Raw genomic sequence first — 25,702 nt, 5'->3', positions numbered from 1 at the left:
AGTGCACTCCCTGCACTTTACTGCGTAGGTCAACCGGCTGTCGAACAAGTATATGCTTAAAGCAGATTCAGAACGACAACAAAACAACAACAAGACTGCCTTGCATAAGGTGTCGAGCCGGTTTACTAAAAAATTGATATGTATTAACTGAGGTATATATGCAAGAAAAACTACTCCGTCATTTTGACACAATAGAAATTTTGTTTTGTTGAAAAAATGATTAGTTACGCCAGGTGCGTCTCTCTCTCTCTCTCTCTCTCTCTCTCTCTCTCTCTCTCTCTCTCTCTAATATTTTACACGATATTGTCAAACCTAATTTGTTAAAATTTAGATTTGCGAATAGATTTATATCAGTGAAAGTAAAAGCCATTATATATTGCTTATTGTAATAATTTAAACTACCTATCTTTAATACTTATTCAATGATATTGGATAGAGATATATCTTATTTGACAAAGATATGTAATTATTTTTACATTTGTATAATTACCTGTGTTTGCTAGGTAAAATTTAAAGTAAGTGTTAAATACTTATTCTGATATAGATAGAGTCTTAGCCATTTTTTTTGCAAACTATATGAATAAACTATTGTTATTTAAGTCTTTTCGTTCTCTCAATATCTTCTTTGGTCAGAATAATATTTGATATTATTATTCTAAGGGGTAATTTCGTCAATGATTATCTAATTAATTACTAAAGAGATGAACAGAATATTTGTGTATATTTTTACTATTATAGGAATAACAGTTATAGGATGTCGCGAGAGTACCGTTTCTGGGTTTAAAATCAATCATACTAGATAATTAAACTCTTAAATGAATGATTACTTATCCATTAATACTAGTGAATAAAAAATTATATATGAAGGAGGTTTCTCAATATTGGGATATCTCCTTTTGGATGTTATGTCATTCTATATTCAATGTTTTACAAACCTATACAAAAAAAGAAAAGGTTGTCATCACGACAACCAATCTCCAATTGTTAACCTTAAAATCTAATACCATGAAAAAACACATTGTAAAATTAGACTTTTCGGAGTATATCTGCAAGCAATATGATATTATTAATTGTTTTTTAACAATAATGTGATAACTTGAATGTCTTTTAGGGTTTTATAAACATTACAAAAGCACAATTCTTTAAAAAGAATTAATTTTAGAGCCTTTAAGTAGCGAAATGTCTTACTTTTGTTTTTGGCAAATATTGATAATGTATGAGATTTATAGATAAAACGGTGTTAGCCAAGTATATTTTTATAACAATCGCAGTTGTACTGGCTGTTAGTTTTTTGGTAATGTCTAACAGGATGTATAATGATATGGCTAAAGAAGAACGCCAGAAAATAGAGTTATGGGCAAAAGCAGTTCAGATGGTTGCTTCGGGTGATGATAATACCGAGCTCGATCTTACATTGTCGATACTATCTGGAAATAAAACTATTCCGGTTATTCTGTGCGATGAGTCGGATATAGTGCGAATGTCTGTAAATATCGATATTCCGATACAGGATAGTGCAGCTTTTCTGAAAGAAAAAATCAACTCTTTTAAGAAAACCAATTCGCCGATAATACTTCAGAATCCGAATTTTAGGCAGGTGGTCTATTATGGAGATTCTTCTGTTTTGCAAAGGTTGCAGTATTTCCCGTTTGTCCAGATCGGAGTCTTAACCGTTTTTATTTGTGTTTCGTTCTTAGCTTTACTTAGTACAAAGAATGCAGAACAGAATAAAGTGTGGGTGGGTTTGTCGAAAGAAACGGCACATCAATTAGGAACTCCTATATCTTCGATGTTGGCATGGGTAGAATATCTCAAAACTAAAACGACAGATTCTTCCGCATTACAGGAGATGGAAAAAGATGTTGCTCGCTTGCAGGTCGTGGCGGATCGCTTTTCCAAGATAGGTTCAAAGCCGGCTCCCGAGCGTAAGGAATTTTGTACAGAAGTCCGCTTGTCGGTTAGTTATTTGCAGACTCGCATCTCTAAGAAAGTTATATTTAACTTTAACTTACCGGATAAGCCAATTCCTGTGATGATAAGTACTGCTTTATTTAGTTGGGTAATAGAGAATCTGATCAAAAATGCAGTCGATGCAATGGAAGGGCAGGGTGTTATTGATATTGTGGTAGGAGCTAAATATAATATGGCTTACCTGGATATTACCGACACAGGCAAAGGAATGCCTAAATCAATGTTTAAGCGTATATTTAGCCCAGGATATACAACTAAAACAAGAGGGTGGGGACTAGGCTTGTCTCTAACCAAACGTATCATTCAGGAATATCATAATGGTAAAATATATGTCAAGAGTTCCGAACAGAATGTCGGCACGACTTTCAGAATTGAGCTCCCGATTGCTTAACCTACCAGATACAAGAGATATATACATATAAAAACGCCCCGAGATTAAATGTATCTCGGGGCGTTTTTATATGTATGTTAAAGATTCACACCTTAATTTTTAGTTGATGTGTGTCTTTTATTCAAAAGTTCAATCACTTTATCTGTGATATTATATTTTTCCTTAGCATAAAGGACATTGTCTAAGCCTGAATTGCTGAGTATCATGTGGTAATTAGCCGTTTTGTTGAATTCTTTAATACATATTCTTACAGAATCGGCCAATTGATTGTTCACTTTTATTTGTTCCATTCTTAGTTCATCATCCAAACGGGTTGCCATTTGTTCAAGATCAGCAGTCAATTTCTGGATACGGCCATATTCTTGCTCGGCACGTTCCTGGCTTAAAAAGGCATTATTTTGCATTTTGCGGTTGAACTCTTGTTGCTCGGTAGCTACTTGCTTTTGTTTTTGAGATATCGATGCTCTGGATGATTCGGTCTTTTTTATTAAAGCATCACTGGCTTCCTTTGCGTAGTTATAATGAGTCAGTACACTGTCTATGTTGACATAGGCTATAGGCAATGTGGCTGTTGTATCATTTTCAAATTTTAAAGAAGGTGTGTCTACAGTGTCTTTTTTAGATGTAAAGAAAAGGATAAAGAGGATGATGATAGCTACAGCTAAAACGCCATTTATCGCATAGGAAAGATTTTTCATAAAAATAATATTGATGACTAAAAATAACTTTACTAAAAAATTCAATTCTTCAACAAAAATAGAACCAATTTTTAAGATTTTACTATTTCTTGACGAATAAATAAACTTTCGCCCGAAATTAGCTGTTATAACAACTAAAATCAGGACTTCGACAAAGATAGTTTTATTAGTTGATTTGCAACTTTGGCTTTCTATAAAAGATGTGAAAAAGTTTGTTTGAACTTCTTTATTTCTCTACTTTTATATAAAGAAAAGCCAAGAATATATCTGTTCTTTAAGGCTGTTTTTCTGAAGTTATCGGACGAAAGATTCTTCTTTTTTGAAGTAAATTTGTAACAACTGAATTTTATTGACTTTATACAGTAAATAAGATCAAAATGTAATTGGTTTACTTATAAATTTATTGAATTGAATATTAATAAATTAGGTCTGTGACCTTAAAATAAAAACATATGACTATAAAAGATTTGGAGCCTTCTATTGTTTGGAAATATTTTTACGAAATTACTCAGGTTCCCAGACCTTCTAAAAAAGAAGGGAAAATAATAGCTTACCTTCTTGATTTTGCTCAAAAGCATAATTTGGATGTGAAAAAAGACGATGCCGGCAATGTTTTGATTACTAAACCTGCGACAAAAGGATACGAAAACCTTCCGACAGTGATTTTACAAGGTCATGTAGATATGGTTTGTGAAAAAAACAATGGCACGGAACACGATTTTGATAATGATCCTATTGAAACCTATGTGGATGGAGATTGGTTGAAGGCAAAAGGTACTACTTTGGGAGCCGATAACGGACTGGGTGTTGCTGCTTCTCTTGCTATTTTGGCATCGGATGATATCGAACATGGAAAACTGGAATGTTTGTTTACCGTTGATGAAGAAACAGGTCTTACCGGAGCTTATGCATTAGGTAAAGACTTCTTGACCGGAGATATTCTGATCAATCTTGATACAGAAGAAGAAGGCGAATTATATATCGGTTGTGCCGGAGGTAAAGGTACTAATGCAACATTTACTTATGAGCAGACAGATGTGCCCATGAATCAGTTTTGGTTTAAACTTGAAGTAAAGGGTTTGAATGGCGGTCACTCGGGTAGTGAAATTCATAAAGGACTAGGTAATGCGAATAAAATATTGAACCGTTTTTTATGGATTCTGTCTCGTAAGATACATGTTTATCTGGCTTCTATACAAGGAGGAAACCTGCATAATGCTATTGCCCGCGAAGCATCGGCTGTAGTGGGGATACCTATTCGTGATAAAGACGAAGTTGTGGCTATGTTGAATGTTTTCATTGCTCAGATTGAAGATGAACTGAAAGTGGTAGATCCTAATGTGAAAATACAGATAGAAAGTACCGATCAGCCCGAATTTGTTTTTGACGATAAAACTACCGCAGGACTTATCAATTCGATTTGTGTATGTCCGCACGGAGTTTTGGCTATGAGCCAGGATATTCCCGGACTGGTTGAAGCGTCTACGAATCTGGCATCGGTAAAGATGAAAGAAAATAATACGATTGTTATAGGTACAAGTCAGCGCAGCTCTACCGAATCATTGAAAAATTATGCGGCAAATATGGTGAATGCTGCATTTACAATGGGTGGTGCAGTGGTTGTGCATGGCGAAGGATACCCCGGATGGAAACCAAACCCTCATTCGCCAATTCTGGAAGTAGCCAAAGAGTCTTACAAGAAGTTATACAGTGTAGAGCCGGAAGTGAAGGCTATACATGCCGGATTGGAGTGTGGTTTGTTTCTTGAAAAATATCCCCATCTTGATATGGTTTCGTGTGGTCCTACCATTACGGATGCTCACTCACCCGCCGAACAGGTAAATATTCCTTCGGTTGCTAAATGGTGGCCTTTCTTGTTGGATGTATTGAAAAGCATACCTGCTAAACAATGATCAATGAAACAGTAAACAGAAAAATGGAAAAAATGAAGATAGAGATATGGTCAGATATTGCCTGTCCGTATTGTTATATAGGAAAACGTAAGATGGAAAAGGCTCTGAGCCAATTTCCTCATGCAGACGAAATTGAATTAGTCTGGCACAGTTATGAGTTGAACCCTGCTTTACCTAAGAAGGCAGGGACAATATCATATTACGAGTATATAGCTAAGCTGCATGATTTTACTGTGGATGATGCCAAAGAAGACCTCAAAGAATTGAAGAGTCTTGCCGAAACCGTAGGGCTCGTTTACAACTTCGATAACTTGGTTGTGGCTAATACTTCGGATGCTTTGCGGTTGATCAAATTGGCTAAAAAGTTTAATCTGGCAGATCAGGCCGAAGAAGTTCTTTTCAGAACATACTTTACCGATGAAAAAGACATAAGCGACAGAGATACTTTGGTTGCATTGGGTAAAGAAATCGGACTTGCCGAAAAAGATATTAACGATTTACTTGATAGTGATGAGTTTTTATCGGAGATAGAATCGGATATACGTCATAGCGAAGACGATTTGGATTTGGAATACATCCCATTCTATTTGTTTAATAATAAGGATGTAATACAAGGATCTTTGGCTGATGAAGAGTATCTTTCGGTTCTGGATAAAGCATTTCAGGATTGGAAAGCCAATGGCGTATCGACCGAGAAAGGCGACCGCTTGAAAGGAAGAGCCTGTTCTGCTGATGGGGTATGCAGTCTGGACTAAGAAAGACGGGATATTTACGTAACAGACAACACTGAATTTTTTAAAAACTATTTATGCGTATATTGGCTTATATCTTAGTATTAACGGTTGCGATACCTTTGTTTTTCGCCTGTGATAATGATGATAAGTTTTCAGGAGACAGTAATCTTCGACTGAATTTTTCATCGGATACAGTTCGTTTCGATACAGTTTTTACGGGTATCGGCACTGCGACCAAACGGTTGAAGATTTATAACAGGAATAAAAATGCTATAACTATATCCGGTATAGAATTGATGAGTGCCGGAAAAACCGGATTCAGGATGAATGTTGACGGCGAGAGCGGCAATAAAGTATCCAATGTTGATATTTTGGGTAAAGACAGTTTGTATGTGTTGGTCGAAGTTACGGTAAATCCTTTGGATAGGAACAGTCCGTTGTTGATCGCTGATTCTATCCGTCTGAAATTCAATGGTGTTACACAGTATGTGAGGCTTGAAGCTATAGGGCAGGATGCTGTGCTGTGGAAAGCCAAAAAGATAGATAAAGATACTACTCTGACCGCAGGAAAACCGTTTCTTATATATGATTCGCTGCGAATAGAGAAAAATGCTAAGTTGACTATAGATAAAAACGTCAAACTGTATTTTCATAGTGGTGCAGGGTTGTCGGTGCAGGGTACGCTTGATGCGAGAGGTACGGTTGACGAACCGATTGTGTTTAGGGGAGACCGTACTGATAATATGCTGGATGTACCGACGTTGCCTTATGACAGAGTTCCCGGACAATGGGAAGGAATAACCGTTGCGGGAGACAGTTATGGAAATGTATTCGAGAATGTTCGAATTCGAAACAGTGTATACGGTATTCTTTTTTATCCGTCGGATACAATCCAACAAAAAGCGAGTTTCTTAAATACGATTATACAGAATACAACCAAGGAAGGTTTATGGGCTGTAAACGCAAAGGTATCCGCAAAGAATTCGTTATTTGCCAATTCGGCAGTAAATGCAATCCGTCTTCTGGGCGGGAGCTATGAATTTATTCATTGTACCATAGCGAATTATATGTATGGTGTTTTTATTACTATACGGAAACCTGCTATGGTAATAGAGAATTCAGGAACGGATATGAGCGGAAAATCTCAAACTTATGCTTTGGGAAGATGTGATGTGTTTAACTCGATAGTATCGGGCAGTACAATCAATAATAATTTGGTTTTAGAAGAAAAAGCAGATGTTCCATTCAGATACAGTTTCAGGTATTGTCTGTTGAAGGAAAAAGGAACGGATGATGCTTTTTTCGTTAATACGATCTGGAACGTTGATCCTGCATTTGAGTTCATATATTCATCCGAAACAGCATCTGATAATACCGATAAAGCATATTTTTTTAATTACGAGTTGGGCAGCAGTTCGCCGGCAATCGATTTTGCGTCGAGAGTATATGCTGCAGGCTTGCCTGAAGATATCAGAGGGGTATCCCGTAGAACGGATGGAGCTCCCGATATTGGTTGCTATGAATATCAAAAGTAAGGCTATATTAACAAATAAAACAGCTATATGTCAAAAGGGTTTCTGTATATCGAAACTCTTTTGTATTTTTATAGAGTTACATAATATTTGAAGGTTGAAGGCCTTTTTTTAATAATCTAAGGGGAATATCAGCAGATGATCATTATTTTGAGGTGTATCATTAAATAGTTTCTGTTACTTATTATGTAATTTTGTGTGTTTAAGGTCTCAGACCTTTTTATTCAATTAATACTTTATTTTACTTAGTAAGGAAGTAAACAGGTTTGATACCTTAATCGTTTTTTTTTATGGAGGCAGATAAGCAGCATTTGTTAGATATCAGATATCTTCGCATGGCGATGATTTGGGCAGAAAATTCATATTGTAAAAGACGTCAGGTAGGAGCACTTATCGTCAAAGATAAGATGATCATTTCTGATGGATATAATGGAACACCTGTCGGTTTCGAAAATGTTTGTGAAGATGAGAATAATCTTACAAAGCCATATGTGCTTCATGCCGAGGCTAATGCTATAACTAAAGTAGCCCGTTCGCACAACAGCAGTATGGGGGCTACGATGTATGCTACTACTTCGCCCTGTATAGAATGTTCTAAATTGATAATACAGGCAGGTATCCGCAGAGTGGTTTATTGTCATCGTTATCATAATATGGATGGCTGCGACTTGTTGGAAAGAGCCGGTATCGAAACTGTTTTTATTCCGTTGGAGTGAACCTGATTCGATATTTGACTTGATTTACAATAGATTAATAAAATCAATAAATAAGGTCTGGAACTTAAAATCACTAAATATTAAATATACTAACATCTGATTTCAATGAGATCATATTCAAATAAAAAGAGGTATTTCGTTTGGTTGCCTTTATGGATTGCGTTGGGGATAGTACTCGGTCTTTTCATCGGAAGTAAGTTTTCTGTATTTAATTCTACCCGAAGCCTTTTTCGCGGAGGCAGCAAAGTTGATGCTGTTTTACAGTATATCAACGAGGCGTATGTCGATAGTGTGAATACTCAGGAATTGATAGAAAAAGCATTACCGGGATTAATTGCCGAATTAGACCCTCACTCGGTATATTTTAGTGCCAAGGATATGGAACTTGTCGGTGATGAACTCGAAGGGCATTTCAGTGGTATAGGTGTACAATTTGTATTACGTAATGATACTATTACCGTGGTAAATGTTGTACCGGGAGGACCGTCTCAGGCTGCCGGAATTTTGCCCGGCGACCGTATTGTTTATGTCAATGATAGTTTATTCGCCGGTAAAGGCATGACTAATGATAAAGTCATGAGAAGCTTACGAGGTGAAAAAGGGTCGGATGTAAGATTAGGAATTAAGCGTCTGGGGAAGGCAAGTACTGTAAATATTATTGTTACACGTGGTGATATACCCGTCAATACCGTAGATATAGCATATCAGCCTGCTAAAAATATAGGAATGATAAAGGTTAATAAATTCGGAATGACTACTGTCAAGGAATTTATTACGGCTATTTCGAAATTAAAGAAACAAGGAAGTACATCATTTATAATTGATTTGCGACAAAATACAGGGGGATCTTTGACTGCTGCCATCCAGATGGTGAATGAATTTCTGGCAAAAGGTCAGCTGATTGTCTATACGGAAGGGCGTGCTTATCCCCGTGAGGATGCAGTTGCTGACGGATCGGGTACAACTAAGGCCGATCAGTTGGTTGTTTTGATGGATGAAGGCAGTGCTTCTGCCAGCGAAGTTTTTGCAGGAGCTATACAGGATAATGACCGAGGATTGATTATTGGACGTCGTTCGTTCGGAAAAGGCTTGGTTCAGAATCAGCAGGTATTTAAAGATGGGTCGGCACTTCGTTTGACTATTGCCCGTTATCATACTCCTTCGGGACGATGTGTGCAAAAACCTTATGAGTTGGGTAAATCATCTGATTACAATCAGGATCTGATGAACAGATACCTGAGAGGTGAGTTTGATTCGCAGGATAGCATTAAGCAAACAGGAGAACCTTTGTTCCATACCGTAGGAGGACGTCCTGTTTATGGCAATGGAGGTATCATGCCCGATGTATTTATACCTCGTGATACAATCGGTATCAATTCGTATTATATCAATGTAATGAACAACGGACTTGTTTACGAGAGTGCATTTTTGTATACCGATAAAAACCGTCAGAGATTAGAATCGTTCAAAACATGGGAAGAACTTGATGCTTACTTATCATATCAGCCGCTGGTGCAGAATTTGGTTAGTTTAGCAGAAAACAAAGGTATTCGTCACAGGCCGTATCTGGTTGCAGAATCTCGAACATTACTGATGTCTCAGCTGAAAGCCAATATTGTCCGTAATATGTTTGGGGATGAGGGATTCTTCTCTATAATACTGAAAGATGATATTGTATTGAGAAGAGCAATTGAATTGATCGAGCAAGGAAAAGCGAGCCCTGTTTCAATCAGGTCTCAAGCATATAAAAAGTGAGAATGTTTTTGAAGATAACAGGTTAATGCTGTTATGCTTGTAAAGTGAACGAGAACGATGAACAATCGCCGGAGAGAAGTCGAGGTAAATAGGTCTGAGACCTTAAAATATATAAGATTGAAAAGAAATATAGATTCAGAAAAAGAAAAATTAAGAAAAGAGATTGCGGATAAGAAACGCGAATTTACACAGGAAGATCTCCTCCGAATGTCGGAGGAGGTTTTTTCGGTATTGGAGATAACAGGTTCGTTCAGGGATGCGTCTACTATTTTTATCTATAATTCGATGCCCGATGAGGTTGCGACACGTGATTTTATCGAAAAATGGAAACACGAAAAGAATTTCTATTTTCCGGTTGTTGTAAATAATAATCTGGTCTTTCGTCATTTTACCGAAAATACAACATATACCAAAAGCAAGATAGGGGTAGATGAGCCCTCAGGTGTTGATTTTCTTGATTTCGGAAAGATAGATATGGTTATCGTACCCGGAGTTGCTTTTGATCGTAAGGGAAACCGTTTAGGAAGGGGAAAAGGGTATTATGACCATTTTCTTTCCGGAATAAAAGCACCTAAAGTAGGTGTTTGCTTCGATTTCCAGTTATATGATCAGATACCTGTATCTGACAACGATGTAAAGATGGACGTTATTGTTGCCGAAAACGACCTTATCTGGTAGGTGTTTCGGTTTATTTTCTAAACTTATATGAAGATGGTACATGCGGCATTTATCAAAATAAATGTTTTATCATTCTTGCTGATGCTGGCAGGAATGTACTCATGCTATCAGGCTTCCGATATTCCGCCAAGGCCTTATGGTTCTTTGCCCTCAGATGAACAATTGAGCTGGCAGAAGATGGAATACTATATGTTGGTTCATTTTGGTTTAGGTACTTTCTCCGATAATGAACAACAAACTCCACGTTTATCTGCTTTCAATCCTGTAAATGTCGATTGTCGCCAATGGGCTGCAACAGCAAAGGCTGCAGGAATGAAAGGTATAATCATAGTCGCAAAGAGTGATGATGGTTTTTGCTTGTGGCCTAGCAATTTCAGTAAATATACAGTACGAGAATCTTCGTGGTTAAACGGGCGTGGAGATATATTGAAAGAATTGTCGGATGCCTGTAAGGAGTATGATCTTAAATTCGGATTGTATCTTTCACCAATTGACAATAATCATCCTACTTATGGTACAGCCGAATACAACCAGATGTTTGCCGGAATGCTTACGGAAGTAACGAGTAATTATGGTCAGATATTTGAGCAGTCATTCAATAGAATGAAGGAGCAAAATACTCATGCCAAGTTGCAGTTGTATGATTGGGATCTTTTCCTACGTATTGTTATGCGTAATCAACCTTCGGCAGTTATAGCAAGTGATATTGGTCCCGGAGTGCGTTGGAGCGGTAGTCTACAGGGAATTGCGGGAGAAACCAACTGGTCGACTTTGAATGTCGATGGCTTTGGGCGTGGCGAAGCCGATGCTCCTTCTCTTGATACGCTAAGTCGGGGTAACCGTTTGGGGGAGAATTGGATTCCATCAGAATCGGATGTCTCTATTCGTCCGGGATGGTTTTATAGTCCCGATACCGATGACCGGATAAAATCTCTGGATGAACTGATGAATATATATTATACTTCTGTTGGTCGTAATTCTAACTTATTGCTGAATATGGCTCCGGATCGTTCGGGACGTATTCCCAAAAACGATTCTATCCGTCTTATGCAATTCCGAAGAGTTATTGATGAGGCTCTGGGTGCAGATATCATGGAAGCTGCAAAAGTAGAGGCCTCAAGTGTAAGAGGTAATTCGGATCGTTTTATCGAGCAGAATATGCTGGATGCCAACTATGACAGTTATTGGGCTACAGACGATACGGTAACTCAGGCTACTCTGGATATATCTTTTCGCAGAGATAAGACTTTCAACAGGCTGCTTTTGCAGGAATATATTCCCTTGGGACAACGAATTGAACGTTTTAGTGTCGAATATATGAAAGACGATCAGTGGAAGCCTTTGGTGTCGGGTACGACTATAGGTTATAAGCGTATATTGCGCTTTCATTCGGTAACATCCCGTCAGATAAGAATAAACATCGAAAAAGCTTTGGCCAGCCCCGTGATAAATAAGCTTTCGCTATTCTCAGCAAAGGAAAGTTTAAGTAATCCTGTCATCTCACGGGATAAAGCCGGAAAGGTTAGTATATCATGCACTACCCCTGACCCTATTATTTATTATACGACCGATGGCAGCCGTCCAAGCAATAAATCTCTCGAATACAATAGGTCGTTGTTGTTGCCTAAGGGCGGTCATATTCGTGCTATTGCAATGATCAATCAGGGTAAGGATAAAAGTAAAATTGTATCTGAGAGATATGATATTGCTCCGGTTGAATGGAAAGTCGTTTCTCCGACCTATGAAGATATGTCTGCAATAGTCGATGGAGATGAGAATTCGTTTGTGAGTATCTATAAAAATCATAGTGTATCGATCGACTTTTCGGACGAACTCATGCTCAAAGGCTTCACTTATACACCGTCTTATGACGAGAGTGCCAGTAATATTTTCAGGTATAATTTGTATACCAGCCTCGATGGGCGTAAATGGGATAAGGTGATAGACAATGCATCTTTTGCCAATATGAGAACTAAGCCTGCTAAACATCGTGTTACATTTGGAAAAACAGTAAAAGCCCGTTATCTCAAAATGATGAGTTTGGAAGCGGTTAAACGAGGTTCTAAATATTCAATTGCCGAGTTAGGTGTAATAACACGTTGAATGATTTCAATTAAAAGATAATGAAAGCGGATAAGATCAAAAATCTTATCCGCTTTTTATATGAAACGAAATATCTTCGGATATTTATTCCTGTTCCCAAACGAAACATCCGTCGAAATGATGTTTCAGATCTGTTTTTTTGTTAAAGATAGCATATACCGATGAACCCGATCCTGTCATAGAGGCATAGATAGCTCCAAGTGCATAAAGTTTCTCTTTGATATGTTCTATCATTGGGAATTTCGGGAAGATGCTCTTTTCAAAATCATTGAACATCAGATTTTTCCATTCTTCAATAGGATGTTTTACAATATCCTTTAGATTCTTTGATGGTGTGGCAGGTTTAATCGCTGAAAAGGCATCCTTGGTCGAAACAAAAATTTCGGGTTTTACCAATATCAGATAATAATTCTCGAACGAAATTTCTACTTCCTCCAATTTTTCTCCAATTCCTGATGCAAACATCGGTCTATTGTAGATAAAGAATGGACAATCTGCACCTAGCTTCGCAGCCATATCGGCTAATTCTTTAGATGATGCACCTAAAGAATATTTACTGTTTATCAGTTTTAGCATAAAGGCAGCATCGGCTGATCCTCCTCCGATACCCGCACCGAACGGTATTTTTTTCAGCAAGTGTACTTCTACGGGAGGTATTTGATATTGAGAACGTACCAGTTGCAATGCCTTCATTACTAAATTGGAGTCGGCATTTGTACCTGTTTTTATTCCCGATTCTATAAAAATATCTGTTTCAAGATTAGGTGTTTCTACTATCTCCAGAGCGTCTTTTATCATAATTGGATAAAAAATCGTTTCGAGGTTATGATAACCGTCGTTTCGTTTTGAGATAATATTCAGACCCAGATTGATCTTTGCGTTTGGAAAGCAAATCATCTTAAGATTGTTATGTTAAACTAGTTTTTTGATAAGAGCTTCTTTGTCCCCGTAAATATAATCGATAATAGGTATTTCTATCATAGTATATGCTCCGGGAGATTGACGAAGAGATGCACGTGCCGATGCTACTAATACCTGAGCGGTAAGAGCCGGATTGTTTATCTTCATATCGAATTCTAAAAGCTGGTTTTGAGTATTGCCTGATACTCCTTTGCGTACCATATTTACTCCGTGACCCATATCTTTTAATGCGTCAACCGATTCTACCTGAGTTACGTGGGTTTCATCGTGAGCAAAATAATCATCTGTTTTTATGGCTTTAGCCACATCTTCGAATTTGTGACCTTCTTCTACCTCAATATATACCATACGGCGGTGTATGCTTGTTCCCAAAGGTATTGTCATCGATAATGCGGCTTTTACGCCCTTTATAGCTTTTACGGCTACTGTATGTCCCATACTCATGCCCGGACCGAAATTAGTGTATGTTACACCTTTGGGCGCCATGAATTCGAACATAGAACGTATCATAGAATCTGTACCCGGATCCCATCCTGCCGAAATAACCGATACAGCCTTGTATTCTTTTGCTGTTTTATCAAGATTGCGGCGAAGTTCTACGATGCCTCCGTGTATGTCAAAACTGTCTACGGTGTTGATTCCTAAAGCCAGGCATTCTTTAGCATATTCTTCAACACTGCGTGTGGGTGTACAAAGTACGGCTACATCTACATCTTTCAGATCTTTGACAGATGCTACCACTTTGTAGGCCTTTAGTTCAGAGGGAATGTTATCGGGGTTGCGGCGAACAATACCTGCAACCTGAAAATCAGGGGAACTGATAATCGCTTCGAGTACATATTTTCCTATATTGCCATAACCGATGATGGCTGCGTTTATTTTTTTCATGAGGTTCTGTTTATGAGGTTCTAAGGTCGCAGACCTATTTAATATTTTTAGATGTATAAAAGCTACAACTTATTATAATTAAATATTGTTGCTCAAAGTCATTCTTTTGACTTGTATATGTATTGTTCTGCATCGATTTTCAGGAACGAGCCTACAAAAGTACATAAATTTTGTGGAAATCATTCTCTTTTTTAAGCTGAGGTATCGGCTTTCAATAAAAAAGATTTTGTTATATTCGCATTTTACTGGTCGAAAACCTTTTTTGATGGAGTTGCTAAATACTCCGGTCGATTGTATTCAGAAAAATATATGTATTTAAGTAAGGCAAGGTTTTCTGTGAATAATTATCTGTCGTTACATGATTGAGAATTAATAAACAGGTCTGAGACCTCAGTATAGCTAAGAAAAGTATAAAAATGAAATTAAACATACCCGCTTTCCCCGTTGATGAAATAGAAAATATTGTTTTTGACTTCGGTGGAGTTATAATGGATATCAATATCGGTCGTACATTAATCGCATTTAATAATCTTAAGATTGAAGGGCTTAATTCCGATGATATTATTTCAGGACATAAAAAATTCTTATTGGATCTGGAATTGGGATTGATAACTCCCTCTCAGTTTATTGATGCCGTTCATACTGAATATCCTGATGCGAAAAATGTAAACGAAAAGGAAATCTGGGATGCTTGGAATGCTTTGTTACAGCCTTATGACAGAGTGAGGATAGAAATGCTGGAGAAGATAAATAAAAATTACAGGACATATCTGTTAAGCAACACTAATTTTCCCCACCGTGTGAAATTCAAAGAAATGTACAGAAAACAGTTCGGCGAAAATTTCGATGACTTGTTTATACAATGTTTCTATTCGGACGAAATGCATTTAAGAAAACCCGACCAAGCCATTTATCGGGAAATGATGGATGCAATCAGGCTGAATCCTCAGAAGACGTTATTTATTGATGACAATGAGGCGAATATAACCGGAGCTCGTGAGTTTGGATTGCATGCTTATCATCTGACAGGTGGCGAAAGAATTACCGACCTGTTTATACCTGCAATAGAATAATAAAAGAAAAAAGGACTTTAAGTAAAGTCCTTTTTTTATGATAGAATTAAAGAATCACTCATTCTTAAAGAAATCGTACAGCCAATGTAGCGATTCGAAATCTTCGGCAATAATTTTTGCAAATTTCTCAGTGTGCACATCTTTATTTATCGGTTTTTGTTTGACAACATATACCGATTTTCGTTGAATCCAAGGTTGGAAGTATTCGGGAAGATCATTTGGTATAAGTCTTTTGTATTCTTCTCCCTGAATTGTAAAACCCCGATCCAAAACCTGTTGCGATTTCACTTTGAATTCTTCTGCATCATAAGCAATACTGTCTCTGAGGCTGTCCATCGTTTTCTTTTTCGGAGCAAATAGTCCCATGCCGTATAAATAATGATCGGCACTGAGTTCCATAAAGTATCCGGGGATATTTTCCCATTCGGTTGAAGGTGTTAGGAAACTCATCCACAAGCATGTCTTATAAGGATCTTTGTTTTTAGAGAAACGTGTATCCCTGTATATCCGCGAGAGTACCCTGTGCGGGCGTAATTCGAACTGAGAATCTATATTATACATGGTTGGAGACAATACGGCTATAAGCTCTTTGAACGGAGCTTGTACTTCTTTTACAAAGACATCTTTGTTAGCTTCGAACCATTCTTTATAATTATTTTCTTTTATATCTCTGAAAAACTGAAATGTTTCTTCTGTAAATCCTTTAAATGCCATAAGTCAATGTTATATAATTTGCTGTAAGATCTGCGATTTTTTTTCTTACGATAAAGCAAAATAAATAGGTCTGCGACCTTTATTTTCTTCCGAAGTCGGCAGGTATCTCTCCCCATTCCTTAGTTTCCCATTTTATAATACGGGTAGTGAATGTATTTTCTCGCAGCCATTTTTCGGCTCGCTCTATCATATAGAACAACGACATATTGGTTGGAGTTCGCTCCAGCTTAGTCTTGCACTTCTTATCCTTGATCCATTTGATTGCATTTACGCTATCGGAGTAAATAGGCATCGAAAGATTCTTTTGCTTCAATAAAGCCAAACCATGTACCAAAGCCAAAAATTCGCCTATATTATTAGTGCCTTGTTCGTAAGGTCCCTGATGAAAGATTTGTTCTCCGGTAAGAACATATACTCCACGGTACTCCATTAAACCGGGGTTACCGCTGCATGCAGCATCTACTGCAAGGCTTTCTTTTATAATAGCAGGATTATTTATATTGTTATTCTTTGGTGTGGCTTTAGCCTGCTTTCCTACATATAACCAAGGATTTTCATCAAAAGCTTTTTTTGCTTGATCCAAAGTCGGGAAAGACTTATATATTGCGCCGTCGTATCCCGAAACCTGAGCTTTGCATTCATCCCATGAATTATAAACACCGGGTTTGATTCCGTTCCAGACAACATAAAAATTCTTTTTAGCCATAAAAAAGTGACAATAGCAATTAAATCTTATTTTCGAGAACAAGGGTTGTCTTCCCCTTGCCGGTCGAATATTATATCATTAGACAAAGATAATATTTAATCTTGGTAAGGAGTATGCTCTATGTTTGAAGAAGTTAAAATGTTAATAAATATTCTGTATTTAGAAAATTTGACTACATTTGCACCGAACATCAATTGTTTCCTCTATTCTAATGGGATATATTTTCACACATATAAATTCTTTAGCTTATCTGAATTTTAACAATTTAGGCTTGGCTATGTCGCGTGAAATATTAGAGAGAGAGAGAGAGAGAGAGAGAGAGAGAGAGAGAGAGACGCTGTCCGTGCGTAACTAATCAAATTTTTAATATAAAAAAAATAACATTGCGTCAAAATGACGTGATGATTTTTCTCGTATACATACCTCGGGTAATATATATCAATTTTTTAGTAAACCGGCAGGACGAACTGCATAGGGCAGTTTTGTTGTTGTTTTGTTGTCGTTCTGAATCTGCTTTGAGATTATACCAGTCCGCCGGCCGGTTTTGTCATGCAGTAAAGTGCAGCGAATGCACTTTACTGTTTCTTTTACTGCTAATTAGAACTCTGAATATAAACAACAAGGTCTGTGACCACAACATTCAAACAAATAATGAAAAAGAAATTTCTTTTAATAATGGGGATATTCTCCTTCGGGATTATCCATGCGCAAGTTGGTATTAATACTCAAAATCCGTTAGGGGCATTTCATATTGATCCGAAAGCTAATACTACAGGAACTAGTATTGCTCCGGCTAATGATTCCGATGATTTTATTGTTACCGGCACTGGTGTAGGAATCGGCACAGCTGCACCTACAGCAAACCTTGATGTTAGAGGTAGTGTACGGATTGCCGATGGCACACAGGCTACAGGTAATATTTTTACTACAGACGGAACAGGTTTGGGATATTGGGATGCTACTTTTCAGTTTAAGATATTGCAATCGACAGTTTACAACGGATTATTATTACCTGTAGGCTCGTGGTTAACTGTCACTCCTGAAATAGAACTGACCGTTGGAAAATGGATGTTGATCGCCAGATTAGTAACCAAAAATACTTGTGCATCAACCTATTTTACATGGATCCGTTTGCTTGATCTCAGTACGAGTAATGCGATAAATGCTGCAGGATCTCGTCCTTCGTATGATGGAGCTTATTATGATATAGTTGAAACAACAGGAGTTATAGAAATAACCAGTGGCAGTAAGAAGGTTGTGTTGCAGGGGCAGAACTGGTCTAACTGTACTTATACCTCGCCGGATATGGGCGGGTCATATGTATATGCGATAAAATTATCATAATTAAGTAATGGCAAGTGTTTAATAATGTGTTTTAAAATGATAACCAGCTACTACTGTTATACTTGCAAAGTCTATAAATAGGTCTGAGAACTTAAACTAAATTATTATTACAATGAAATCAGTATTTATAAAAATATCTATCATATATTGTTTTATGCTGTGTGGAGGCCTGTTACAAGGTCAAGTTGTCCAGATAAGCAATATATCATCAAATATCCGTATGCAGATTGATCCATTGAGTAATTCGAGTGGAACTTCCGGTATTTCGGACGACTTGGTTATTACTCAGGATGGAAGTGTTGGCTTTGGAACAATAGCTCCTCGAGCTAAAGTAGAAGTGAATGGTAAACTGCGGATTGTAGATGGAAATCAACAGGCTGGAGCTTTTTTCGTATCCGATGCTACAGGTTTGGGTTCTTGGTATGATGCCGATCTGATTGGTCGCAAAGTATTGTTGGGCACAGTAATGTCTGCTGCTAATTTAAGCTCGTCTTATACAAATATAACTTCTGCACCTATCACTCTGAAAGGCGGATTATGGATGATTGTAGGGCGTGCCGATATCGTAGGAGGGGGGACAGGCTCTGAAGAAAGACCTCAGTTTGTCTGGCTAAAAATAGAGGAAAGGACTACTGATACCAATAGCGTGGTAACTACTAAAACAATAAGTGAAGCCGGGTCGCCCCATATGATCCGTTTGGGTGTATATACACAATATTACTGCACACCTATGGTTATGGGTTTTGTATCTGTTCCGATAGAAGGAGCATTGCAAAAGACAAGGCAATACTACATTTATGCGAAAAGTCCTTCGACAACTTATACTTCGCCCAGATTGACAGCTAACTTATCGGGTGCATATTTTTATGCAATCAAACTTCAATAAGGTCTCAGACCTTTTTTATGAGTCTTTAAGTGTAACAGCAACAGGTTATAACTGTTCTGATATACGTCATTAAATTCTTTCTTTAACTTAATAAGTTTCTAAATACTTAAACATAAGCTTGAGATATGAAACAATATATAATAATATTTATAAGCATTTTTTGCGTTAATATGGTCGGTTTAAAAGCTCAGATAGGGATTTATACTGATAACCCGAAATATTTATTTCATCTGGATGCCAAAGGTAATAATCCTTCAAGTGGAACCGTGTCAGCCGCTATGCTGAGTGACGACTTTGTTGTTGATAGTAATGGTAATGTAGGAGTAGGTGTTACACCCACTACAAAACTTGATATAAATGGGAATCTCTTTTATTCAGGAACAGGACTCAAACAAGACATGAGATTAGTGTCTGATGCTCAGGGATATGCTTCGTGGAAGGAAATTAACGATATGCTAAATCCCATTGAGAGTGTATTGAAAGGACTTCTTTATGGAAATGCTGATGGTTTGGCAGACCCAAATCAGGAAGATGCGAGCAGATCTATTACTGTACCTAAAACCTGGACTAACCTCACGAGGACTACAATTAAGGTCACACCGGGCATCTGGCTTATTTATTCATCAGTGGGAGCCAGCGGAGTTGCTAATAAAACGGGCCCTAACTTCTTTTGGATACAACTGAGAAATAAGACAAACGGACAGGTTTTGGAAACGGTTGGCAGTCTTCATGAATATGAAGGTGGATATTGGGCTAAACCCCAGTTTGTAAAACTTATAACATTCGCAGCTAACGCAGAACTGGAGGTTTGGGGTATTTCGGATGTTTCTGTAGTTATTAACAACCGTTATGGCGGAACACATTTTGGTGCGGTAAAAATATTAAGCAATTAATATACATGTACTCTTTCGGAAAAGGTCTCTTGCATTATCATAATGCAGGAGACCTTTTTATTTAGGCATACTACTTTTATTTATAATGATTATAGTTACCTTTGTTTGTTGTCCATCGAGGCATGGCTGCCATAAGTAGTTATTACTTAATTATGCGACATTAAATACTTGCTGTAACTTAAATAAAAGGAACCAGTTTTGAATCTCGAACTATTTATCGCCCGAAAAGTATATTTCGGAGAAAGTACAAAACAGAAAGTGTCGTCTCCGGCAATTAAAATTGCTGTGGCAGGTATTGCTATCGGGTTGGCTGCTATGGTATTGTCGGTATGTATAGTCGTCGGATTTAAGAAAGAGATCAGAGATAAGGTTATTGGTTTCGGGTCGCATATTCAGATTACCAGTTTTGCCAATACTGCATCTTATGATACTAAGCCAGTCAGATTATCTGATAGTTTATTATCGGTTTTGCAATCGAACCCCAATATTGAACATATCGAATCGTATGCAACTAAGCCCGGCATAATCAAAACAGATACCGATTTTCAGGGTGTGGTACTGAAAGGGGTAGGAGAGAATTACGATTGGTCTTTCTTTAAAGATAATATGATCGAAGGAGATGTGTTTCAACCTTCGGATTCGACAGTCGCTAATCAGGCCATAATATCTAAATATATAGCAGATCGTCTGCACCTGAAGTTAGGAGACTCCTTCTTTAGCTACTTTATACAAGATCCGCCTAAAGTAAGAAAATTTACAATAACGGGTATATACAGTACCAACTTCGAAGATTACGATAAGCTTTTTATGATCGTTGGTCTGAATACCGTTCAGCGGCTTAATAGCTGGGATGCAAATCAGGTGAGCGGGCTCGAACTACGTGTAAAAGATTATAGCTGCTTACAGGAAGTTAAAGATGATCTGTTTTTCCAGATGGCAGGTTCTCACGATGGTGATGGGAATGCTTTGTTTACACGATCCATAGAAGATATAAACCCCATGATATTCAGTTGGCTGTCGTTGCTTGATATGAATGTGTGGGTAATAATAATACTGATGCTTGCAGTGTCGGGATTTACCATGATTTCAGGATTACTCATTATTATTCTAGAGCGGGCAAATATGATCGGGATATTAAAGGCTTTAGGATGCCGAAATACTGATATCCGCAAAATATTTCTTTATATATCTTCATTCTTGATTATAAAAGGGATGATATGGGGAAATGTGATCGCCCTCGTTATTTGTATTCTCCAGAAAATGTTCGGGATTATAAAACTCGATCCCGCAACGTATTATGTGACAGAAATGCCTGTATATCTTAATCCTTTATATATAATTCTGATCAATATCGGAGCTTTGCTTATATCTTTGGCTATGATGATAGGCCCTTCATACCTTATTGCCCGTATTTCTCCGGCTAAGTCAATAAAATTCGAATAGTATTTTATTTCTCCAGATTTTCTCCAGAATCACATTATACATTTGTAACAAAATTAAATGTATAATTAGTGGATATTATGAGAAAATTATTAAGTATTAATTTGTTAGTGGCTTTGTTTGCTTTAGCTTTTATGGCTGTATCATGTAGTGATGATGACGACGATGTAAATATTCCGGTTGAAGCATTGCCTGAGGCGGGGAAAGCTTTTGTTGCTACACATTTCCCTAGTGCTACAATTAGCAGGCTTGAAAAAAATAAAGGGATGGACGAAGATGGAACTTTGTTTGAGGCTTATTTATCCAATGGTTTTGAGGTAGATTTTGCTCCCGATGGAACATGGACAGGTGTTGACGGTCGTTTGACTGCTGTGCCGGTGTCAGTTGTTGCTCTGTTGCCGCAAGAGTTGCAAACTTATCTAACGGCAAATTATGCAGGGGTTGCAATTGTGGAGATTGAGAAGAAGGCTTATGGCTTCAAAATTGAATTATTAAATGATTTGGATCTGATGTTTAAGTCGGATGGAACATTTATCGGAATAGATAGATAGTACCTCTTAGACGAAAAAAAAGCCAATAGTCGTGAGATACCCTTACGACTATTGGCTTTTTTTAGAATAAAAGTTTACTTTTGCCTATAACTAACTGATAAACTAAGGTCTCAGATCTGTTTTTTGACTTTGCAAGCCTAATACCTAGAGTTGGTTGTCGCTTAAAATAGTCATTGAATACGTTCTGTTGCTTAAACACACACACACACAACAATGAAAAAACAACCATTCTTATTCGTTTATATCGTATGTATTTGGGCTTTCTCTTTAGTTTCGTGCAGCGATAATGATGATACACCACCCGTAAAAACAAAGGTAGATCTACCTCTGGAAGCCCAGTCGTTTCTTTCGTATTACTTATTGGACTTTACTGATCCTGAAATCAAATTGGTGGATGATAGTGTATACACTGCTTATTATAAGGATCAGGACTTATCAGTAAATTTCGACAAGAATGGAAAATGGATGCTTGCTGAAACATCGAAAGTGCTTCCCAAAACGTTGTTGGATTGTCTACCTCAGAAAATTAGAAAAGCGACAGAAACATTTCACGAAGCAGATACTATAAAAGGGATGCAGGTGAAAGAGTATGGTTATATGCTCAAATTGCCGAAAACACAACTTGCATATAATAGTACCGGAGAGTATCTCGGTTATGATGAAGAATCTAAAGCTGACAAACTTTCCAATGTTTCCAGAAACTTTATTAAACAATATTGGGCAGAGTCAGAAGTTACTTCGGTGATATTCAATGGCGAGAATTACAGCAAAAGATATTATCTGGTATACTTATCTAATAACACTATCTTGCGCCTAGACTATAATAAAGGTACTTGGCAAAAAATTGATGGAGGTACAGAACCTTTATCAAAGGACGTTTTAGCTCTTATGCCAGAAGATATTATTATAAATGCCGAGAATGTAGGTAAAAGTCCGATAGTGTCTATGGAGATAGAGCAGGTTGGACTATATAATTTCCGGTTTGCAAATGGTTATGGCTATATTCTTATAACGGAAGACTATAAGGGAACTCCTGCTACTTCAGAAGAGGTGTATACTATCGTTAAAGAGTTCATTAATTTACATTGGAGTGAAGAGGAAGATGTTAGTATTATCGGCTTTTCGTGGGGAAGTCTGGAACCTGACGAATATAGTTACTTCTTAAGCAATGGCTTTCACTGTATTTTCAATCCATATAAAGAGTGGACTCTTATTGATGGTGGAGACCAGGAGATTCCACTGTCGATACAAAAAGAATTACCTAGTGCCGTTCTGGATTGTGTAAATGAAGGTTTTTGGGGATACAAAATAGTGAAGATCGAGAAAGTGACAGAGGAAACCACTAAACTGTATTATTACATCAGCCTCGATGCAAATAATGTTATTCTTAAAATAAACAGTAAGGGAGAATTAGTTGGCTATTGGGATCGACCATGATGAAGATAATAAATGATAGAAAAAATCCCAATGAAGAAATTCATTGGGATTTTTTTATGATGGAGTTATTCTCGGAATTACTCTACAGTAAGGATAGTTACACCCTCAAGGATAGAATCTCCTTGGTTTACATTGATCGAAACAACTTTACCGTCTTTAGGAGCATTGATGGCATTTTCCATCTTCATAGCTTCCAACACGGCTACTGTTTGTCCTTTCTTCACATCATCACCAACATTTACATTGATACCTACAATGATACCGGGTAGTGGCGATTTGATAGCTCCTGCACTGTTACCGCTTGCAGGTTTGTTAGGTGCTGCGGCTGCTACAGTTTTCTTAGGAGCAGGTGCTGCAGGTGCTGACTTAGCAACAGGATTAGCAGTAAATGTAACTTCCTCCTCGTTGTTAACTAACTCTACTTCATAGTTGCTGCCGTTTACGGCAACCTGTGCTACAGAGTTCTCTAATTTATTTACGGCAACGATATAATCTTGACCGTTAATTCTATATATGAATTGTTTCATGATAAAATTCTCTGATTTTTATTTTCTTACTGGCATTTGAAGCATCATTGCACTTCTGTCAACCCAAGGAAGATTAGCGTTAGATTCATGCTTAATGGTTAGTACATTACTTTCCACATCGTGTTGGTGCTGAAAGTCATATATAGCCATGGCAATAGCTGCTAAAACATCTGTAGGTATGTTTTTATCACTCATAATCTCAAGCTGTTTAATATTTTTATTATTCGCTTAATTATAGAGGTAAGTTATCATGCTTTTTAGCAGGATTTACCACGTTTTTAGTTCTCAACTGCTCTAGTGCACGGATTACACGGAAACGTGTATTGCGTGGTTCGATTACGTCATCAATATAACCGTAGCGTGCTGCATTGTAAGGATTGCAGAATAGTTTGTTATATTCTTCTTTCTTAGCTGCGGCTGCTTCTGCTTGTTTAACAGGATCCGGATCTGCTTTGATTTCTTTAGCATACAATACTTCTACAGCACCATCAGCACCCATAACTGCGATTTCGGCAGTTGGCCATGCGTAGTTGATGTCGCCACGAAGTTGTTTACAGCTCATTACGATGTGAGAACCTCCGTAAGATTTACGTAGAGTAACAGTCACTTTTGGTACAGTTGCTTCGCCGTAAGCATAAAGAAGTTTTGCTCCATGAACAATTACACCGCCATATTCCTGACCTGTTCCAGGAAGGAATCCCGGTACGTCTACCAATGTAACCAAAGGTATATTGAAGGCATCACAGAAACGTACAAAACGTGCAGCTTTGCGTGAAGCATTAATATCCAATACTCCGGCCATGTATTTAGGTTGGTTGGCAACGATACCGACAGATTGTCCGTTGAAACGAGCGAAACCTATAATTATATTCTTGGCATAAGCCGAATGTACTTCAAGGAATTCGCCATTATCGATAACTGCACCGATTACTTCATACATATCGTATGCTTTATTCGGATTGTCAGGTATGATATCATTCAATAAGTCATCCATTCTGGCGATAGGATCAGTACATTCTCTGCGAGGAGCTTCTTCTCTGTTGTTTGAAGGAAGGAAGCTCATCAAGTTACGAATCAAAGAAAGACCATCGTCTTCATTTTCAACTGAGAAATGAGCAACCCCAGATTTGGTGGTATGTACACTTGCACCTCCAAGTTCTTCTTGAGTAACGTCTTCACCTGTAACAGTTTTTACAACTTTAGGTCCTGTAAGGAACATATAAGAAGTGCCTTCTGTCATGATATTGAAGTCGGTCAAAGCCGGAGAGTATACAGCACCACCGGCACAAGGTCCAAAAATTCCTGAGATTTGAGGAATTACACCGGAAGCCATGATATTGCGTTGGAAAATTTCTGCATAACCGGCAAGAGCATTAACACCTTCTTGGATACGTGCGCCACCCGAGTCGTTGATACCGATACAAGGTGCACCCACCTTCATAGCCATGTCCATTACTTTACAGATTTTCATTGCTAGAGTTTCTGACAATGATCCTCCGATTACAGTAAAGTCTTGAGCGAAGATGTAAACAAGACGTCCGCCAATTGTTCCGCATCCGGTTACTACACCGTCACCAAGGAATTTGGTTTTTTCCATTCCGAAGTTTGTACAACGGTGTTCTACGAACATATCGAATTCTTCGAAGCTGCCTTCGTCCAATACCATTGATATACGTTCGCGAGCTGTGTATTTTCCTTTTGCATGTTGACCATCGATTCTTTTCTGACCACCGCCTAGGCGTGCCTTTTCACGAAGTTCAATAAGCTCTTTTACTTTTTCAAGTTGGCTCATGTTATTATTTTTTGATTCTTAAATTTTTAATTATGTGTT

The 25,702-nt window shown here is 37.7% G+C and carries 23 protein-coding genes; 15 read left to right on the top strand and 8 right to left on the bottom strand.

From position 1 onward, the window contains the following. Nucleotides 1-1,216: 1,216 nt before the first annotated feature. The gene (locus K322_RS0115400) at nucleotides 1,217-2,362 is read left to right on the top strand and encodes a sensor histidine kinase (protein ID WP_035332241.1); all 1,146 of its coding nucleotides are present in this window, start codon (nucleotides 1,217-1,219) and stop codon (nucleotides 2,360-2,362) included. A gap of 92 nt (nucleotides 2,363-2,454) precedes the next feature. On the opposite strand, the gene K322_RS0115395 is transcribed toward K322_RS0115400, so the two are convergent. After that, nucleotides 2,455-3,060: an OmpH family outer membrane protein gene (locus K322_RS0115395; RefSeq protein ID WP_026627678.1), complete on the bottom strand. Its 606-nt coding sequence runs from the start codon at nucleotides 3,058-3,060 to the stop codon at nucleotides 2,455-2,457. Nucleotides 3,061-3,512: 452 nt separating this feature from the next. On the opposite strand from K322_RS0115395, the gene K322_RS0115390 reads away from it, so the two are divergent. From K322_RS0115390 to K322_RS0115360, 7 genes are all read left to right on the top strand, one after another. Beyond that, nucleotides 3,513-4,973, top strand: coding sequence for an aminoacyl-histidine dipeptidase (locus tag K322_RS0115390; RefSeq protein WP_026627677.1), 1,461 nt, complete (start codon nucleotides 3,513-3,515; stop codon nucleotides 4,971-4,973). A 32-nt stretch (nucleotides 4,974-5,005) separates the two neighbouring features. After that, entirely contained in the window at nucleotides 5,006-5,728 is a 723-nt protein-coding gene (locus K322_RS0115385; RefSeq protein ID WP_260203989.1) for a DsbA family oxidoreductase, read from the top strand. A gap of 53 nt (nucleotides 5,729-5,781) precedes the next feature. Continuing rightward, nucleotides 5,782-7,242, top strand: coding sequence for a choice-of-anchor Q domain-containing protein (locus tag K322_RS0115380; protein WP_026627675.1), 1,461 nt, complete (start codon nucleotides 5,782-5,784; stop codon nucleotides 7,240-7,242). A 287-nt stretch (nucleotides 7,243-7,529) separates the two neighbouring features. Continuing rightward, nucleotides 7,530-7,955, top strand: coding sequence for a dCMP deaminase family protein (locus K322_RS0115375; RefSeq protein WP_026627674.1), 426 nt, complete (start codon nucleotides 7,530-7,532; stop codon nucleotides 7,953-7,955). A gap of 105 nt (nucleotides 7,956-8,060) precedes the next feature. Next, nucleotides 8,061-9,710: a S41 family peptidase gene (locus tag K322_RS0115370; protein ID WP_035332238.1), complete on the top strand. Its 1,650-nt coding sequence runs from the start codon at nucleotides 8,061-8,063 to the stop codon at nucleotides 9,708-9,710. Between the two features lie 117 nt (nucleotides 9,711-9,827). Further along, entirely contained in the window at nucleotides 9,828-10,388 is a 561-nt protein-coding gene (locus tag K322_RS0115365; RefSeq protein ID WP_035332425.1) for a 5-formyltetrahydrofolate cyclo-ligase, read from the top strand. Nucleotides 10,389-10,415: 27 nt separating this feature from the next. Then, nucleotides 10,416-12,491 (top strand): alpha-L-fucosidase, encoded by a 2,076-nt coding sequence (locus K322_RS0115360; RefSeq protein ID WP_084158594.1) that lies wholly within the window; start codon nucleotides 10,416-10,418, stop codon nucleotides 12,489-12,491. A gap of 84 nt (nucleotides 12,492-12,575) precedes the next feature. Here the strand turns inward: K322_RS0115360 and ispE are convergent, their stop codons facing one another. Beyond that, nucleotides 12,576-13,388: a 4-(cytidine 5'-diphospho)-2-C-methyl-D-erythritol kinase gene (gene ispE, locus K322_RS0115355; RefSeq protein ID WP_026627670.1), complete on the bottom strand. Its 813-nt coding sequence runs from the start codon at nucleotides 13,386-13,388 to the stop codon at nucleotides 12,576-12,578. A 15-nt stretch (nucleotides 13,389-13,403) separates the two neighbouring features. After that, nucleotides 13,404-14,300 carry a diaminopimelate dehydrogenase gene (locus K322_RS0115350; RefSeq protein ID WP_026627669.1) on the bottom strand — a complete coding sequence of 299 codons (897 nt, stop codon included), beginning with the start codon at nucleotides 14,298-14,300 and terminating at the stop codon, nucleotides 13,404-13,406. Between the two features lie 416 nt (nucleotides 14,301-14,716). On the opposite strand from K322_RS0115350, the gene K322_RS0115345 reads away from it, so the two are divergent. Beyond that, the gene (locus K322_RS0115345; protein ID WP_026627668.1) at nucleotides 14,717-15,373 is read left to right on the top strand and encodes an HAD family hydrolase; all 657 of its coding nucleotides are present in this window, start codon (nucleotides 14,717-14,719) and stop codon (nucleotides 15,371-15,373) included. 54 nt (nucleotides 15,374-15,427) lie between these two features. Here K322_RS0115345 and K322_RS0115340 read toward each other — a convergent pair whose 3' ends face one another. Together K322_RS0115340 and K322_RS0115335 are read right to left on the bottom strand one after the other, a co-directional pair. Continuing rightward, nucleotides 15,428-16,087 (bottom strand): DUF2461 domain-containing protein, encoded by a 660-nt coding sequence (locus K322_RS0115340; RefSeq protein ID WP_026627667.1) that lies wholly within the window; start codon nucleotides 16,085-16,087, stop codon nucleotides 15,428-15,430. 79 nt (nucleotides 16,088-16,166) lie between these two features. Then, nucleotides 16,167-16,793, bottom strand: a complete 627-nt coding sequence (locus tag K322_RS0115335) for a ribonuclease H1 domain-containing protein (protein ID WP_026627666.1) — start codon at nucleotides 16,791-16,793, stop codon at nucleotides 16,167-16,169. Nucleotides 16,794-17,444: 651 nt separating this feature from the next. Here K322_RS0115335 and K322_RS20430 point away from each other — a divergent pair. The 6 genes from K322_RS20430 to K322_RS0115305 all read left to right on the top strand — a co-directional run bounded on the left by K322_RS20430 (nucleotide 17,445) and on the right by K322_RS0115305 (nucleotide 23,344). Next, a complete protein-coding gene (locus tag K322_RS20430; RefSeq protein WP_026627665.1) occupies nucleotides 17,445-18,137 on the top strand; it encodes a hypothetical protein in 693 nt (230 codons plus the stop codon). A 112-nt stretch (nucleotides 18,138-18,249) separates the two neighbouring features. Further along, complete coding sequence (locus tag K322_RS0115325; RefSeq protein ID WP_026627664.1) at nucleotides 18,250-19,023, top strand: hypothetical protein; 774 nt, start codon at nucleotides 18,250-18,252, stop codon at nucleotides 19,021-19,023. A 125-nt stretch (nucleotides 19,024-19,148) separates the two neighbouring features. Next, nucleotides 19,149-19,916 carry a hypothetical protein gene (locus K322_RS0115320; protein ID WP_026627663.1) on the top strand — a complete coding sequence of 256 codons (768 nt, stop codon included), beginning with the start codon at nucleotides 19,149-19,151 and terminating at the stop codon, nucleotides 19,914-19,916. Between the two features lie 198 nt (nucleotides 19,917-20,114). Then, complete coding sequence (locus tag K322_RS0115315; RefSeq protein ID WP_026627662.1) at nucleotides 20,115-21,359, top strand: ABC transporter permease; 1,245 nt, start codon at nucleotides 20,115-20,117, stop codon at nucleotides 21,357-21,359. Nucleotides 21,360-21,436: 77 nt separating this feature from the next. After that, complete coding sequence (locus K322_RS0115310; RefSeq protein ID WP_026627661.1) at nucleotides 21,437-21,907, top strand: PepSY-like domain-containing protein; 471 nt, start codon at nucleotides 21,437-21,439, stop codon at nucleotides 21,905-21,907. Between the two features lie 213 nt (nucleotides 21,908-22,120). Next, complete coding sequence (locus K322_RS0115305) at nucleotides 22,121-23,344, top strand: PepSY-like domain-containing protein (protein WP_026627660.1); 1,224 nt, start codon at nucleotides 22,121-22,123, stop codon at nucleotides 23,342-23,344. Nucleotides 23,345-23,421: 77 nt separating this feature from the next. Here K322_RS0115305 and K322_RS0115300 read toward each other — a convergent pair whose 3' ends face one another. The 3 genes from K322_RS0115300 to K322_RS0115290 are packed head-to-tail and all read right to left on the bottom strand — an operon-like array spanning nucleotide 23,422 to nucleotide 25,663. Beyond that, on the bottom strand, nucleotides 23,422-23,871 hold the full coding sequence (locus tag K322_RS0115300) for a DUF2118 domain-containing protein (RefSeq protein ID WP_026627659.1): 450 nt from the start codon (nucleotides 23,869-23,871) through the stop codon (nucleotides 23,422-23,424). Nucleotides 23,872-23,889: 18 nt separating this feature from the next. Then, nucleotides 23,890-24,066: a hypothetical protein gene (locus K322_RS20990; RefSeq protein ID WP_166786283.1), complete on the bottom strand. Its 177-nt coding sequence runs from the start codon at nucleotides 24,064-24,066 to the stop codon at nucleotides 23,890-23,892. A 37-nt stretch (nucleotides 24,067-24,103) separates the two neighbouring features. Beyond that, a complete protein-coding gene (locus K322_RS0115290) occupies nucleotides 24,104-25,663 on the bottom strand; it encodes an acyl-CoA carboxylase subunit beta (protein WP_026627658.1) in 1,560 nt (519 codons plus the stop codon). Nucleotides 25,664-25,702 lie beyond the last annotated feature (39 nt).

The organism is Indolivaga capnocytophagoides DSM 22835 (assembly GCF_000426485.1).
In the GTDB taxonomy this organism is placed as follows: domain Bacteria; phylum Bacteroidota; class Bacteroidia; order Bacteroidales; family Dysgonomonadaceae; genus Dysgonomonas_A; species Dysgonomonas_A capnocytophagoides.
The sequence above is the reverse complement of the archived record's forward strand: the minus strand, read 5'-3'. Positions and strand labels throughout refer to the sequence as shown.

Coding starts and splice junctions, on each gene's coding strand:
- K322_RS0115400 (WP_035332241.1), top strand. CDS start 1,217: ATGAGATTTATAGATAAAACGGTGTTAGCCAAGTATATTTTTATAACA.
- K322_RS0115395 (WP_026627678.1), bottom strand. CDS start 3,060: ATGAAAAATCTTTCCTATGCGATAAATGGCGTTTTAGCTGTAGCTATC.
- K322_RS0115390 (WP_026627677.1), top strand. CDS start 3,513: ATGACTATAAAAGATTTGGAGCCTTCTATTGTTTGGAAATATTTTTAC.
- K322_RS0115385 (WP_260203989.1), top strand. CDS start 5,006: ATGAAGATAGAGATATGGTCAGATATTGCCTGTCCGTATTGTTATATA.
- K322_RS0115380 (WP_026627675.1), top strand. CDS start 5,782: ATGCGTATATTGGCTTATATCTTAGTATTAACGGTTGCGATACCTTTG.
- K322_RS0115375 (WP_026627674.1), top strand. CDS start 7,530: ATGGAGGCAGATAAGCAGCATTTGTTAGATATCAGATATCTTCGCATG.
- K322_RS0115370 (WP_035332238.1), top strand. CDS start 8,061: ATGAGATCATATTCAAATAAAAAGAGGTATTTCGTTTGGTTGCCTTTA.
- K322_RS0115360 (WP_084158594.1), top strand. CDS start 10,416: ATGAAGATGGTACATGCGGCATTTATCAAAATAAATGTTTTATCATTC.
- ispE (WP_026627670.1), bottom strand. CDS start 13,388: ATGATTTGCTTTCCAAACGCAAAGATCAATCTGGGTCTGAATATTATC.
- K322_RS0115350 (WP_026627669.1), bottom strand. CDS start 14,300: ATGAAAAAAATAAACGCAGCCATCATCGGTTATGGCAATATAGGAAAA.
- K322_RS0115345 (WP_026627668.1), top strand. CDS start 14,717: ATGAAATTAAACATACCCGCTTTCCCCGTTGATGAAATAGAAAATATT.
- K322_RS0115340 (WP_026627667.1), bottom strand. CDS start 16,087: ATGGCATTTAAAGGATTTACAGAAGAAACATTTCAGTTTTTCAGAGAT.
- K322_RS0115335 (WP_026627666.1), bottom strand. CDS start 16,793: ATGGCTAAAAAGAATTTTTATGTTGTCTGGAACGGAATCAAACCCGGT.
- K322_RS20430 (WP_026627665.1), top strand. CDS start 17,445: ATGAAAAAGAAATTTCTTTTAATAATGGGGATATTCTCCTTCGGGATT.
- K322_RS0115325 (WP_026627664.1), top strand. CDS start 18,250: ATGAAATCAGTATTTATAAAAATATCTATCATATATTGTTTTATGCTG.
- K322_RS0115320 (WP_026627663.1), top strand. CDS start 19,149: ATGAAACAATATATAATAATATTTATAAGCATTTTTTGCGTTAATATG.
- K322_RS0115310 (WP_026627661.1), top strand. CDS start 21,437: ATGAGAAAATTATTAAGTATTAATTTGTTAGTGGCTTTGTTTGCTTTA.
- K322_RS0115305 (WP_026627660.1), top strand. CDS start 22,121: ATGAAAAAACAACCATTCTTATTCGTTTATATCGTATGTATTTGGGCT.
- K322_RS0115300 (WP_026627659.1), bottom strand. CDS start 23,871: ATGAAACAATTCATATATAGAATTAACGGTCAAGATTATATCGTTGCC.
- K322_RS20990 (WP_166786283.1), bottom strand. CDS start 24,066: ATGAGTGATAAAAACATACCTACAGATGTTTTAGCAGCTATTGCCATG.
- K322_RS0115290 (WP_026627658.1), bottom strand. CDS start 25,663: ATGAGCCAACTTGAAAAAGTAAAAGAGCTTATTGAACTTCGTGAAAAG.